Consider the following 12,763-nt stretch of genomic DNA (forward strand, 5'->3'; position numbering starts at 1 on the left):
CTTTTTGCCCCAATATCCAATTGACACCCGACGAAGGCGCGCTTAAATGCACCCCTCACGGGCCCAGGTGGCGGAATGGTAGACGCGCTAGCTTCAGGTGCTAGTACTGGCAACGGTGTGGAGGTTCGAGTCCTCTCCTGGGCACCACAATCGCTCTGAAAAGGGCGACAGCAAGCTTCACCCAGTGGAATTTGATACCAGTCGCTCTGAAAGAACGACGCGGCGCAGGTCCGTCCTTGGCGGCACCGATGAACCGCACCGGGCATCAGTGATCCCCCCGACCATCGTTCCCTTTGTCCCCCAACACATGACCCTGCGTCGCATTGTGCCACCGGGGTCTTGCGCCATTGGCACGCCGTGCTTTCCTGCCTACTCTGCCCGCAACAGAATATGCGGGAGCACAAGATGAGCACGGAAACCACACCGATGGAAATGAACAACCTCCAGATGTCGGAGAAAGCCCGGCCCCTGCTGGCCGCCGTCATCAAGCACGTGCGCGACAACGTGGAGCCGATAACCGAGGAATTCTATCGCCTTGGCGAAGGCCGCGCCGATCGCTGGTCCTATGCCCCCGGTCAGCTGGAACTGCTTGAGAGTGCCAAGCAGAAGGCGCGCGATGCGGGTCTGTGGAATTTCTTCCTGCCCAATGCCGAAACGGGCGAAGGGCTGGCGAACCTCGATTATGCCTATATTGCCGCCGAGTTGGGCAAGAACCCCCTTGCGTCCGAGACGCTCAATTGCTCCGCACCGGATACGGGCAACATGGAAGTCCTTGAACGCATCGGCACGCCGGAGCAGAAGGAAAAGTGGCTCAAACCCCTGCTGGCGGGGGAAATCCGCTCCGCTTTCGCCATGACAGAACCTGATGTGGCCTCATCCGATGCCAAGAACATCTCCACCTCCGCCGTGCTGGAAAACGGCGAATGGGTCATCAACGGAGAGAAATTCTATATCTCCGGTGCCGGCGATCCGCGCTGCAAGATCATGATCGTGATGGTGAAAACCTCTCCCGATGCGGAATCCTTCCGTCAGCAAAGCCAGATCCTCGTGCCCATGGATGCGCCCGGTGTGGAAATCCTGGGTCCCATGCACGTCTTCGGCCATGACGACGCGCCGCACGGGCATATGCACATCCGGTTCACAGATGTCCGCGTCCCCGAAAGCAATATCCTTTGGGGCGAAGGGCGCGGGTTTGAAATCAGCCAAGTGCGTCTTGGCCCTGGCCGCATCCACCACTGCATGCGCTCCATCGGGCAGGCGGAAAAGGCGCTGGACCTGATGATCGAACGCGGGTTGGAGCGGGAAGCCTTCGGCAAAAAGATCGTCGCCCTTGGCAAGAACATGGAAACCATTTCCCGCGCCAAGATCGAGATTGAGGCGATGCGCCTGATGGTCCTTAAGGCGGCCAAGGCAATGGATGTGCTGGGCAACAAGGAGGCGCGCATCTGGGTGTCGATGATCAAGGCCAAGGTGCCCGAACAGGTCTGCAACATCATCGATGACGCGATGCAGGTCTTTGGCGCCGCGGGCATTAGCCAATGGTCGCCCCTGTCGGGCATGTATACCGCCCAGCGCACCCTTCGGTACGCCGATGGCCCGGACGAGGTACACCACCACGTCATCGCCCGCGCCGAATTGCAGGCGTTTCAGGCCTCCAACACGCGCGGATCCAAGGCAGGATCAACGGGCAAGCCACGCGCAGGGCAATGAACTTGTTTGATCTTACCGGGAAAACGGCGCTTTTGACGGGCGCATCGCGGGGCATGGGCCTTGCGATGGCCACCGCCCTTGCCGATCACGGCGCGACGGTCGTGATCTCCGCCCGCGGACAAGAGGCGCTGGATGAAGCGGCGGCTGGCATCAATGCGCGGGGCAAGGGCAAGGCCCATGCCTTTGCCTGCAATGTCAGCGAAAAGGCGCAACTTGAAGAACTGGTCACGAAGGCCCGCAACCATGCAGGCCCCATCGACATCCTATTTGGCAACGCTGGGGTGAACCCTCACTATGGCAAGACCATGGATATCCCCGACGTGGCTTACGAAAAAACGATGTCCGCCAACGTCCAATCCAACCTCTGGCTGGCCCGGCTTTGCGCCCCGGACATGATCGAGCGCGGAGGCGGGTCGATGGTGTTCACCTCCTCCATCGGTGCTTTCAAGTCCACTGAAATCCTGGGGACCTACGGTGTCTCGAAACTCGCCCTGATCGGATTGGTGCGCAACCTTGCCACCGAATTGGGCCCACAAGGCATTCGCGTCAACGCGCTTTGCCCCGGTCTGGTCCGGACCGAATTTGCCCGCGCCCTGTGGGACAACCCCGAAGCTGAAGCACGCGCGAAGAAGGATATCCCCCTGCGCCGTCTGGGCGAGGCGGAGGATTTCGAAGGCATCGCCGTCTTCCTTGCCTCTGACGCCAGCCGCTACATGACCGGACAGGCGCTGACCGTTTGCGGTGGATCCAGCATGTGGGCTTAAGGCATCCCGCCCTGCCCAGATGGTGTCCGGATTGAACCAACATTCTGCCCAAGTTCCATGCCAAGCCATCGCTCATGGAACAAAACGCAGATCCCCTCATGCAAGGCTCTCCGCAACTCCTGAATAAATGGGGGTTCTGGGCTTTGCTTTTCGGTGCCGCGGCGCTGATCCTTGTCTTCGCGCAGATGGCACTTCCGATGTTTGAGGCAAAACCATCCGCCGGATCGCAGATTGGTGAAATCGCCGGCGATATCAAACGGTCTGCCTGGCGCACGTTCCTGGGTCTGCCCAAACCGGAACCGGAGGTCGTCAACCCGCCGGTCTGGGCCTATTTCGCCATGGTCGCACCCGTGCTGGGCATCATCGCTGTCTTTCTTTCCGTCATCTCAGCGATCCTGCGCGAAAACCGGCGCTTTGCGATCTATGCAACCTCCTTCGGCGTGGCAGCCATCATGTTTCAGATGTTCTGGTGGCTCGCGCTTCTGATCGCAGGTATCGCGCTGCTTGTATCAATCATAGAAAACATCGGCGACATCTTCAGCTTCTAGATCAGCGCCCCGTGCACCAACGCCTTCAGTTGCGGGCGGTTGGGATAGGAACTGCTGGGCGACAGCTGTGTGAAGAACACCACGCTCAGGTCTTCGACCGGATCGACCCAGAAGAACGTCGACGCCATCCCGCCCCAGCCGAAATCCCCGATTGACCCCGGACAGCGTGCGCGCGCCGGATCCAGCACCACGGCACCACCGATGCCGAAACCCATGCCGTCCATCGGCAGTTCCGCAAAACTGCGCGGCCCCATGGACGCGATGTCCCCCGGCAGATGGTTGCGCATCATGAACGACAGGGTTGAGGGAGAAACAAGCCCCGCGCCACCGCTGCGCAGCGCTTCGGCAAACCGCATGTAATCGTCAATCGTCCCGACCAGACCACCGCCACCCGAATGCATCTGCGTGGTCAGGAAGGGCGAACTTTCCGGCGCATCATCCAGCCGCAAGGTATCATCGCCAAATCCGGTCCCGTTGAGATCAAATGAATCCCCCGCCAGCGGTGTGTAAAGCGCCGCAAACCGATCCCTTGCCCCCTCCGGCACGGCAAAGCGCGTTTCATCCATACCCAGTGGCCCGAGGATTTCATCAACCAGAAATGCCTCAAGCGACTTGCCCGAAACCACTTCGATCACCCGCCCGATGACATCTATCCCGGCAGAATACTCCCAGCGCACGCCCGGCTGAAACGCCAGCGGCAACGTGGCGACCTGATCGACCTGATAGGCCAGCAAACGCTTGCCGGGTCCAAAAACCAACCGCTGCTCCGCCATCGCCTTGCCCAGAACACCGGGGTTGAACGGATAACTCAGCCCCGAGGTATGCGTCAGCAACTGGTGCAGCGTCGGCACAGCGCACGGTGCTGTCTGTCCGATATCCGTCGCATCCAGCACCAGACAGCGGGCGTCGGCAAAGCCCGGAATGAATTCCGATACCGGCGCATCCAGATGAAACAGGCCCCGCTCCACCAACATCATCAGGGCAAGCGAGGTAATGGGTTTGGTCATCGAATAGATGCGCGCAACCGTGTCCCGCTGCCACGGCGCACCCGTGGCCAAATCGCGCTGGCCGCAGTGACCGTAGTACACCTCCGACCCGCCTTGCCGGATCAGCGTCGCACAGCCTGCAAACCGTCGCGCCGCGACATGGCTTTCCATCCACGTGGTGATCCGGCTCAGGCGGTCCTTGTCCATCACTCAGCCCCGCTTCAGCGCGTCCAGCCCGTGCTGCGCAAAGACCGGCACGTATTGGCCAAGCTGCTTGCCCCGTTCGGGATTGCTTGCGTTGCCATCCAGCGCGCGTTTCAGCACCCCCTGAATGATCGCCGCCATGCGGAAAAAGCAGAAACCCAGGTAATAGCCAAAGTGATCAATACCCCTCAGCCCGCGCCGCGCGCAATACGCCTCGATAAATGCCTGATCGGTGGGCAGGCCCAGCGCCGCGCGATCCAGACCGCCCATCCCGCGCCCTTCATCGCCCGCAGGCATCTGCCATTGCATGATCACCGCCGCCAGATCGGCAAAGGGATGGCCCGTCGTCGACAGCTCCCAATCCAGCACCGCACGACACTGCGTGCCCACCGCATCAAAGATCATGTTGTCGATCCGGTAATCGCCATGTACCAGCGTCCGCTGCCCGTCATCTTCGGGACGTTCGGCCACCAGCGCATCCATCAGCTTGTCCATCGCGGGGATCGAAACCGTTTCCGACGCGCGATACTGCTTGGACCAGCGTCCCACCTGCCGTTCAAAATAATTCCCTTCAGGGCCATAGTCAGACAGGCCAACGGCATCAATATCGACCCTGTGCAAGGCGGCCAGCACGCGGTTCATCTCATCAATCACCGCGCCACGGTCCTGCGGCGTCAGCCCCGGCATCGACGGTTCGGAAAAATTCCGGCCGGGCACATGGTCCATCACATAGAACATCGACCCGATCACGTCGTCGTCTTCACACAGCAAATGCATTTTCGCGACGGGCACGTCACTGCCCGCCAGCGCCTTTTGCACGCGGTATTCACGGTCAACGGCATGGGCGGACTTCAGCAACACCCCCGGCGGTTTGCGGCGCAACACATAGGAATGCGCGGGCGTCTTCAGAAGAAACGTCGGATTGGACTGGCCGGTCTGGAACTTCGTTGCCTCCATCGGCCCTTCGAAACCGGGCAGATGTGTCTCTAAATAGGCCGAAACCGCGCCTTCATCGAGTGTCTGTGTATCCGCGCTCATGATCCCTCCTCAGGAAAACTCTGCCGCCAACTTGCGTCCCGCCGCCAGATATTCCCGCTCCATCCGATCGACGATATCACCCGCAGGCCCCACCGATTTGACCGCGCCGATACCTTGTCCGGACCCCCAGATCGTCTTCCATGCCTTTGGTTTGGATGACCCATCCGAGAAGTTCATCGACGATGCGTCCGCCTCCGGCAGATTGTCGGGGTCCATCCCCGCATTGCGCACCGACCCTTTCAGGTAGTTGCCCCAGACCCCGGTGAACAGGGACGAATAAACGATATCATCCGCCCCGCTGTCCACGATCATGTCCTTGTAACCCTGATCCGCATTCGCCTCGTCCGTGGCAATGAACGGCGATCCGGTATACCCCAGATCGGCCCCCATCGCCCGTGCAGCAAGCAACGCCTCCCCTGTCGCAATCGCGCCGGACAAGGCAATCGGGCCGTCAAACCATTCGCGTATCTCACCCACAAGAGCGAAGGGTGATTGCTGACCTGCGTGACCTCCCGCACCGGCAGCGACGGCAACAAGTCCGTCCGCGCCCTTTTCAATCGCCTTGCGTGCAAAGGTGTTGTTGATGATGTCATGCAACACAATCCCCCCGCAGGAATGGGCCGCGTCGTTTACCTCGACCCGTGCGCCCAGCGACGTGATCCAGATCGGCACCTTGTGACGGGCGCAGATTTCCAGATCGCGTTCAAGCCGACCATTGGACCGATGCACGATCTGGTTCACCGCAAAGGGCGCGGCAGGCCGGTCCGGATTCGCCTGGTTGTGGCGATCCAGCTCTTCCTCAATCTCGGTCAACCACGCATCCAGAAGCGGCGGCTCCCCTTCCGCTTCGCGCGCATTGAGCGCCGGGAAGGAGCCGACAATCCCCGCCTTGCACTGCGCAATCACCAGTTTAGGGACTGAAATGATGAACAGGGGGGAGGCAATCATCGGCAGGCGCAAACCCTGTAGCGCTGCTGGAAGGTGGCTGTCGTCGCGCATTGCAAATCCTTTGATAGAGAAGGTGGAAGGCCAGGTCGCTACCCGCTCAGACCTTCGAAGATATTCGGTGCCGCCATCACGTTCAGACCACCGGAAACGGGTATGACCGCCCCGGTGATGTACGCCCCGCCCCGTCCGCACAGGAACAGCACGCAACCCGCGATATCCTCATCCCGGCCGACACGACCCAGCGGCACGACCGCGCCCACCTTGTCGCGGTTGTCTTCTGCCTGCGTCGCGAACGCCGTCATGCGCGACACGAACGGTCCCGGGGCCAGCGCATTGACGGTAATGCAATGCCCGGCCAACTCCTTGCCCATGATCTTGCTCAGATGGATCACCGCAGCCTTGGACGCCGAATAGCTATAGGCCCCATCGCCGATCTCCCGCTCGCCCATGAGAGAGGCAACATTGATCACCCGCGCCGGATCATCCACCGACCCGGACGCCGCCAGCATCGGCAGCAGCTTTTGCGTCAGATCAAACAGCCCGGCCACATTCACATCCATCACCTTCTGCCAGGCTTCGAACGGAAACTTGCCCATCGGCGCGCCCCATGTGGTGCCCGCATTGTTCATCAGGATATCAAGCGTATCTGTATGCTCCCGGACGGAAGCCACCAGCGCATCAACACCCGCCTCGGTGCCCACGTCGCCGGCAAAGCCCGTCGCGCGGCCGCTGGCACCCAGCGCGTTCAACTCCTCTGCAACGGCGATACAAGCCTCGCCCTTGCGGCTGGCCAACAACACATGCGCACCTGCCCGCATCAACCCTTCGGCCGCCATGCGTCCAATTCCCGTCGCCCCGCCCGTAACCAGCGCAACTTTGCCTTCAAGGCCAAAAAGCGTCTCTAAATCCATCAAAACCCCCGGTGCCGCGCGACCCGTTCCGCGTGATAGCTGTAGTCACCCAGCCATTCCGCCCCGACGCGCGCGCGTTTCATATAAAACCCCATGTCATAGGCATCCGTCATGCCAATGCCGCCGTGCATCTGCACGCCTTCCTGAACGGCCAGCTGCGCGGTCTGCGTGGCTTTGGCCTTGGCCAGGGACACCGCCAGATCGGCCTCATCCGGTGCGGTGTCCAGCATTCGACCCGCGTTCAGAATTGCCGAGGATGTCACCTCCACCTCGCACCACAGATGTGCGGCGCGATGCTGCAATGCTTGAAACCGCCCGATCTCCACTCCGAATTGCTTGCGCTCCTTCAGGTAATCGACCGTCATGCCAAATGCACCCGCGGCAAGGCCCGTCATCTCCGCCGCCAACGCGGCCTGTCCGGCCTGCAGGGCGGGGCGCAGTACGTCCATCGCGCAATCCACCTGACCCAGCACATCCGCGCCTGTAGCTTCGACGTTGTCGAAGGTGATCCGTGCCACATCGCGGGAATCGATCATATGGCCTTGCGCCCTTGCAATACCTGCCGCATTTGCATCCAGATCGAACAACGTCAGACCATCAACCGTGCGGGCCAGCACCAGCAAACGATCCGCCAGCGCCCCGTCGACGACAAATTGCTTGGCCCCATTCAAGCGAAACCCGTTGCCATCCGCTTCAGCAGCCATTTCTACCGCATCAGGGTCGAATTTCGCACCCTCATCCACCGCAAGGGCGTATGTCACGTCCCCCGCAGCGATCCGCGCCAAGGCGGCGTTGGCGCTGTCGTCCCCGACCTGCCGCAAGGCCGTCGCGGCGATCACGGCCGTAGACAGAAAGGGGCTGACGACCAGCGTCTTGCCCATTTCCTGCGCCAACACATTTGCGGCCGAATACCCCATGTCAGAGCCGCCTTGCGCCTCCGGTACCAGCACACCGGTCCAGCCCATGCGCGCCATCTCTGCCCACAACGCGGTGTCATGGGTCTCGCCTGCGTCCCGCAGCGCACGCAGATGCGATACCGGGGCGGCATCGTCCAGAAACCCGCGCGCCATATCGGCAAGCATGATTTCCTCTTCGGCCAGAACCAGACTCAAGCTCATGCGGGCAGCCCCAGCACACGTCGGGAGATAATCGAAAGCATCACCTCACTCGTCCCGCCCTCGATCGAATTGGCCTTGGTCCGCAGCCAGTCGGAAGGTCGCCCGCTCAGCGGTCCGTCCCACTCCAACGCGTCCGATCCACCGGCCGCCATCATCAACTCATGGCGCTGCTTGTTCAGTTCCGTTCCGAGGTACTTGAGCATCGCAGATGCATCGCCCGCACCCTGCCCCGCCTCTGCCATGTCGCGGTAACGCTCCAGCGTCAGACCCATCGCCAGCGCATCCACCTCGCATCGCATCGCGGCGGCGCGCAGCGTTGCATCTGCCAGCGCGCCGTCGCTCTCTGCCAACACGGCACCCAGCGGCCGCCCACCCGCCTGCAACATGCCGGAGCCAGAGATCATCTCCCGCTCATGGGTCAGCAGATATTTCGCCACGTCCCACCCGCGGTTTTCCTCTCCGACGATCTGCTCCTTGGGGACTTTCACATCCGTGAAAAACGTCTCGCAAAAGGGCGACGCGCCCGAGATCAGCTTGATCGGCCGTGTCTCCACGCCCATCGCGTTCATATCAATCAGCAGGAAGGAAATGCCCTTGTGCTTGGGCGCATCCCGGTCCGTGCGGACCAGCGCAAATATCCAGTCGGCCTTGTCGGCGTAGGAGGTCCAGATCTTCTGCCCGTTGACGACCCAGTGATCGCCCTCATCCGCACCGAATGTCTGCACCGACGCCAGATCAGACCCTGCACCGGGCTCTGAATACCCCTGACACCAGCGCACCTCGCCCCGGGCGATGGGCGGCAGATAGTGCAGCTTCTGTTCGTGCGTCCCGAAATGGAGCAAGGCAGGGCCAAGCATCCAGATGCCGAAGCTTTGCAAGGGCGACCGCGCACCGATGCGGGCCATTTCCTCGTCAAAGATCTTCTGTTGGTCGCGGGTCAGACCGGCACCACCATATTCAACCGGCCAGGTGGGCACGGTGTACCCCTTGGCCGCGCAGGCATTCAGCCAATCCTGCTGCGCCTGTGATGCGAAGGTCCAGTTCTTGCCACCCCAGCAGATCACATCTTCTGTGGTGGCACCATCGCGCATCTCGGCGGGGCAATGCGCTTCCAGCCATGCACGCAAGTCGTTGCGAAAGTCATCTGATGTCATGGTGTCAGTCACAGCGCATCCTCCCTCGATTGGCCAGCGGGACGCTGCGTCATCCCGCGAAGACGCAGGATTGCACGGCACTATTGCGTTGACAATGCCACCCATCCCGCCGCCCTATCCCCGCACCAAGGCGACAGGAGAGACCCGTGAAAGCAATGCTCAGCGAAGCCCCCGGCGGACCCGAAACACTCGTGCTGAAGGAACACCCCCTGCCCGAACCGGGCAAGCGTCAGATCCGCATCCGGGTGCGCGCCGCGGGCCTGAATTATCCCGATACGCTGATCATCCGCGACCTTTACCAGATGCGTCCGCCCCGCCCTTTTGCCCCCGGTGGCGAAGTCGCCGGAGAGGTGGAGGCCGTTGGCGAAGCCGTCACTGGTTTTGCCGTGGGTGACCGGGTGCTGGCCCTGACGGGGTTTGGCGGGTTTGCCACCCACGTTTGCGCAGATGCCGGCAGCGCCAGCAAGATCCCCGATGCCATGCCTTTCGAGGATGCCGCCTGTTTCGTGTTCACCTATGGCACGTCCTATCACGCACTCAAGGACCGGGCGGCGCTGAAGGCGGGTGAAAGCGTGCTGATCCTTGGCGCGGCGGGCGGCGTGGGTGTTGCCGCCATCGAACTGGCGAAGGTCGCCGGAGCCAAGGTCATCGCCGCCGTATCGTCGGAAGAAAAAGCAGCGTTCTGCAAGGAATGCGGGGCGGATGAAACCATCGTCTATCCCCGGGAAATGGACCGCGATGCGCAAAAAACCTTTTCAACCCAGATCAAGAAACTCGCAGGTGGTGAGGGGGTGAACGTGGTTTATGATGCCGTGGGCGGCGACTATGCCGAACCCGCGCTGCGCGCGCTGGCATGGGAGGGACGGTTCCTTGTCGTGGGCTTTCCCGCAGGCATTCCAAGCATCCCGCTGAACCTGACCCTGTTGAAGGTCAATCAGATCGTCGGCGTCTTCTGGGGCGCGTCAGTGATGCGCGACCCCAAGGCACACGCCGCGAACATGGCCGATCTTTTCGAAATGTACGCCAAGGGCCAGATCAAGCCGCGCATTTCGGCCCGGTATCCTCTGAAAGATGCACCAAAGGCACTGCAAATGATGCAGGATCGCAAGGTGTTGGGAAAGGTCGTGCTGGAGGTAGACTAGGCAGGCAGATGCGCGCAGTCATTGAACCCACGCAGGATCATCCGGTCCCTTGCCACGACAAGGCGGCTGATCGATCCGTTATTGGCACCGTTGAACGCAAAGGGCCTCGATCCCGTGGCCAGCGCCAATGCCGCACCAACGACACCGCCATGCACCACCACGGCGACCATCTGATCGGGGTGCGCCGCCGCGATGCGCCACAACCCGCGCACCACGCGCTTGTGCAGGGCCGCCGTCGTCTCTGCGCCGGGGATTTCGCCCCATTCCTCCGCGTCGCGCGCCCGGATGAACGCAGGATCATGCGCCGCCGCCCGAAACCGGTACTCCCCGCCATCCCAATCTCCCAGAAAGACCTCCCGCAGGTCCGGTTCCACCGCTGGCGTCAGGCCCAGCGCCGTCGCAAGGGGGGCCGCTGTCTGGAGCGTACGTTGCATGGTGGTGACGTAAATCGCGTTGATAGGCTCTGTTTTCAGCCGCTCGGCCACTGCCAGCGCCTGGACCTCCCCTTCCGCGCGCAACGCCGGATCACCTTGCCCGTCTACCATGGGGAACATCTGCCCCTTCACGGCGGCCTGCGTCTCTCCATGACGGATAAGCACCATATCGGTCGCACCGGATGGCAGGGTAAACCGGTGTTGGCGCGCCTCGTCATTCATTTCCAATCCTTCCCCATGCGACCCAACAGGAGACCCCTATGACCAACCGCCAAATCGTGATTGCCCAACTGCCCGAAGGCGCGCTTGAACCCGATCATTTCCGGATGACCGAAACCCCTATGCCCGAACCGGGCGATGGGGACGTTTTGCTGCGGGTCATTCTGATGTCCATTGATGCCGCAAACCGGTCATGGATGAAAGGCGCGACCTATCGCGCTGCCGTAAATGTCGGCGATGCGATGCCCACCTATGCCATCTGCGAGGTTATCACGTCCAACAGCCCCCGTTTCAAATCCGGTGACGTTGTGGCGGCAGAGGCGACATGGTCTGACTACATCACTGCGCCTGCGCGAAATGTGCAGAAAATGCCCGTGTCAGAGACGCTTTCGCATCATATGTCCGTCTACGGGATTGCAGGCAAGACCGCCTATCACGGGCTGATGAACATCGGGCGGCCCATGCCGGGTGAGACGGTACTTGTCTCCGCCGCCGCAGGATCGGTTGGCGGATACGTCGGCCAGATTGCCCGCGCCATGGGGTGCCGGGTGGTCGGCATTGCCGGGGGACCGGAAAAATGTGCCTATGTGACGGACAAGCTGAAATTCGACGCCTGTCTTGACTACCGTGACCCCGGATTTGGCAAGGCGCTTGCCGCCGCCTGTCCCGATGGGGTGGACATCTATTTCGACAATGTCGGCGGCAAGATCCTTGAACGCGCGCTGAACCTGATGAACGAACGCGGCCGTGTGGTGTGCTGCGGCGCGATCAGCCAGTACGACACCGACGCCGCCAGCGGCCCGCGCAACCTGCCGGGTGTCGTGGTGGTCAAGCGTCTGCGTATGGAAGGGTTCATCGTCACCGATCATATGCGCGAAGACGCCCGCGCCCTGCGCGCCCTGAACCACTGGGTGCAATCCGGTCAGATCACCGTTACCGAAGATATCGTCGAAGGGTTGGAAAATGCACCGGCCGCGCTGATCGGTCTGCTGTCCGGCGACAACACTGGAAAACGCATGGTGCGCGTCGGCCCGGACCCCAGTTGAAAGGAACACCCGCCATGACCTTCATTCAGGACGCCCTTGCACAAAGCCAGTCCCGGATCGGCAGCGAACTGGGTGTATCGAACTGGATCACCGTCGATCAGGCCATGATCGACCAATTCGCAGACACCACCCAGGACACGCAGTGGATACACACCGACCCGCAACGCGCAGCAGCAGAATCGCCCTATGGCGCTACAATCGCCCACGGTTTTCTAAGCCTTTCGCTGGCCAGCCGATTTGGACGTGACTGTTTGTCCTGGTTTCCCGGCCAGGTCATGAGCCTGAACTACGGCATGAACAAACTGCGGTTTCTGGCTCCGGTCAAATCGGGCGCACGCCTGCGCGGGCGGTTCACCTTGCGAAATGTCACGGCACGCAATGACGCGGAATTGCTGCGCGAAATTGAACTGACGATCGAGATCGAGGGAGAGGAAAAGCCCGCACTGGTTGCTGAATGGCTGACCCTTGGGATCTTCAAGGAAACAGCGCCGGCATAAAGCTGGGATTAAGGCTTTGCTGCGACGGTCCGCGCATACCCCTG

General features: G+C 61.5%; 13 protein-coding genes and 1 tRNA gene. 7 read left to right on the plus strand and 7 right to left on the minus strand.

Annotation, left to right across the window (positions count from 1 at the left end):
- The first annotated feature begins 61 nt into the window (after positions 1–61).
- The 4 genes from AB4X18_RS07840 to AB4X18_RS07855 all read left to right on the plus strand — a co-directional run bounded on the left by AB4X18_RS07840 (position 62) and on the right by AB4X18_RS07855 (position 3,022).
- A tRNA-Leu gene (locus AB4X18_RS07840) sits at positions 62–147 on the plus strand.
- A 285-nt stretch (positions 148–432) separates the two neighbouring features.
- The gene (locus tag AB4X18_RS07845) at positions 433–1,710 is read left to right on the plus strand and encodes an acyl-CoA dehydrogenase family protein (protein ID WP_370402595.1); all 1,278 of its coding nucleotides are present in this window, start codon (positions 433–435) and stop codon (positions 1,708–1,710) included.
- On the plus strand, positions 1,707–2,474 hold the full coding sequence (locus AB4X18_RS07850; protein WP_370399562.1) for an SDR family NAD(P)-dependent oxidoreductase: 768 nt from the start codon (positions 1,707–1,709) through the stop codon (positions 2,472–2,474). Before AB4X18_RS07845 ends, AB4X18_RS07850 begins: the two co-directional genes overlap by 4 nt.
- 74 nt (positions 2,475–2,548) lie before the next feature.
- Positions 2,549–3,022 carry a hypothetical protein gene (locus AB4X18_RS07855; protein WP_432817268.1) on the plus strand — a complete coding sequence of 158 codons (474 nt, stop codon included), beginning with the start codon at positions 2,549–2,551 and terminating at the stop codon, positions 3,020–3,022.
- Here the strand turns inward: AB4X18_RS07855 and AB4X18_RS07860 are convergent.
- Genes AB4X18_RS07860 through AB4X18_RS07885 form a run of 6 tightly spaced genes read right to left on the minus strand, consistent with a single transcriptional unit; the run spans position 3,019 to position 9,381 of the window.
- Positions 3,019–4,215: a serine hydrolase domain-containing protein gene (locus tag AB4X18_RS07860; RefSeq protein WP_370399564.1), complete on the minus strand. Its 1,197-nt coding sequence runs from the start codon at positions 4,213–4,215 to the stop codon at positions 3,019–3,021. The two genes, AB4X18_RS07855 and AB4X18_RS07860, sit on opposite strands and share 4 nt — an antisense overlap.
- Before the next feature lie 3 nt (positions 4,216–4,218).
- Complete coding sequence (locus tag AB4X18_RS07865) at positions 4,219–5,250, minus strand: phosphotransferase family protein (protein ID WP_370399565.1); 1,032 nt, start codon at positions 5,248–5,250, stop codon at positions 4,219–4,221.
- Between the two features lie 9 nt (positions 5,251–5,259).
- On the minus strand, positions 5,260–6,249 hold the full coding sequence (locus tag AB4X18_RS07870; RefSeq protein WP_432817269.1) for an NAD(P)H-dependent flavin oxidoreductase: 990 nt from the start codon (positions 6,247–6,249) through the stop codon (positions 5,260–5,262).
- Between the two features lie 38 nt (positions 6,250–6,287).
- The gene (locus AB4X18_RS07875) at positions 6,288–7,109 is read right to left on the minus strand and encodes an SDR family NAD(P)-dependent oxidoreductase (protein ID WP_432817270.1); all 822 of its coding nucleotides are present in this window, start codon (positions 7,107–7,109) and stop codon (positions 6,288–6,290) included.
- A complete protein-coding gene (locus AB4X18_RS07880) occupies positions 7,109–8,227 on the minus strand; it encodes an acyl-CoA dehydrogenase family protein (RefSeq protein ID WP_370399567.1) in 1,119 nt (372 codons plus the stop codon). Before AB4X18_RS07880 ends, AB4X18_RS07875 begins: the two co-directional genes overlap by 1 nt.
- Complete coding sequence (locus tag AB4X18_RS07885; RefSeq protein WP_370402596.1) at positions 8,224–9,381, minus strand: acyl-CoA dehydrogenase family protein; 1,158 nt, start codon at positions 9,379–9,381, stop codon at positions 8,224–8,226. The genes AB4X18_RS07880 and AB4X18_RS07885 overlap by 4 nt, the downstream gene beginning before the upstream one ends.
- Positions 9,382–9,527: 146 nt before the next feature.
- Here AB4X18_RS07885 and AB4X18_RS07890 point away from each other — a divergent pair, with 146 nt between their 5' ends.
- Positions 9,528–10,523: an NADPH:quinone oxidoreductase family protein gene (locus AB4X18_RS07890; RefSeq protein ID WP_432817271.1), complete on the plus strand. Its 996-nt coding sequence runs from the start codon at positions 9,528–9,530 to the stop codon at positions 10,521–10,523.
- On the opposite strand, the gene AB4X18_RS07895 is transcribed toward AB4X18_RS07890, so the two are convergent.
- Positions 10,520–11,179: a histidine phosphatase family protein gene (locus AB4X18_RS07895; RefSeq protein ID WP_370399568.1), complete on the minus strand. Its 660-nt coding sequence runs from the start codon at positions 11,177–11,179 to the stop codon at positions 10,520–10,522. The two genes, AB4X18_RS07890 and AB4X18_RS07895, sit on opposite strands and share 4 nt — an antisense overlap.
- A 38-nt stretch (positions 11,180–11,217) precedes the next feature.
- Between AB4X18_RS07895 and AB4X18_RS07900 the strand changes: the two genes are divergently transcribed.
- Together AB4X18_RS07900 and AB4X18_RS07905 are read left to right on the plus strand one after the other, a co-directional pair.
- Complete coding sequence (locus tag AB4X18_RS07900) at positions 11,218–12,222, plus strand: NADP-dependent oxidoreductase (RefSeq protein WP_370399569.1); 1,005 nt, start codon at positions 11,218–11,220, stop codon at positions 12,220–12,222.
- 14 nt (positions 12,223–12,236) lie between these two features.
- Entirely contained in the window at positions 12,237–12,719 is a 483-nt protein-coding gene (locus AB4X18_RS07905) for a MaoC family dehydratase (protein ID WP_432817272.1), read from the plus strand.
- Positions 12,720–12,763: the final 44 nt, after the last annotated feature.

Source organism: Sulfitobacter rhodophyticola (genome assembly GCF_041281685.2).
Taxonomy (GTDB): Bacteria; Pseudomonadota; Alphaproteobacteria; order Rhodobacterales; family Rhodobacteraceae; genus Sulfitobacter.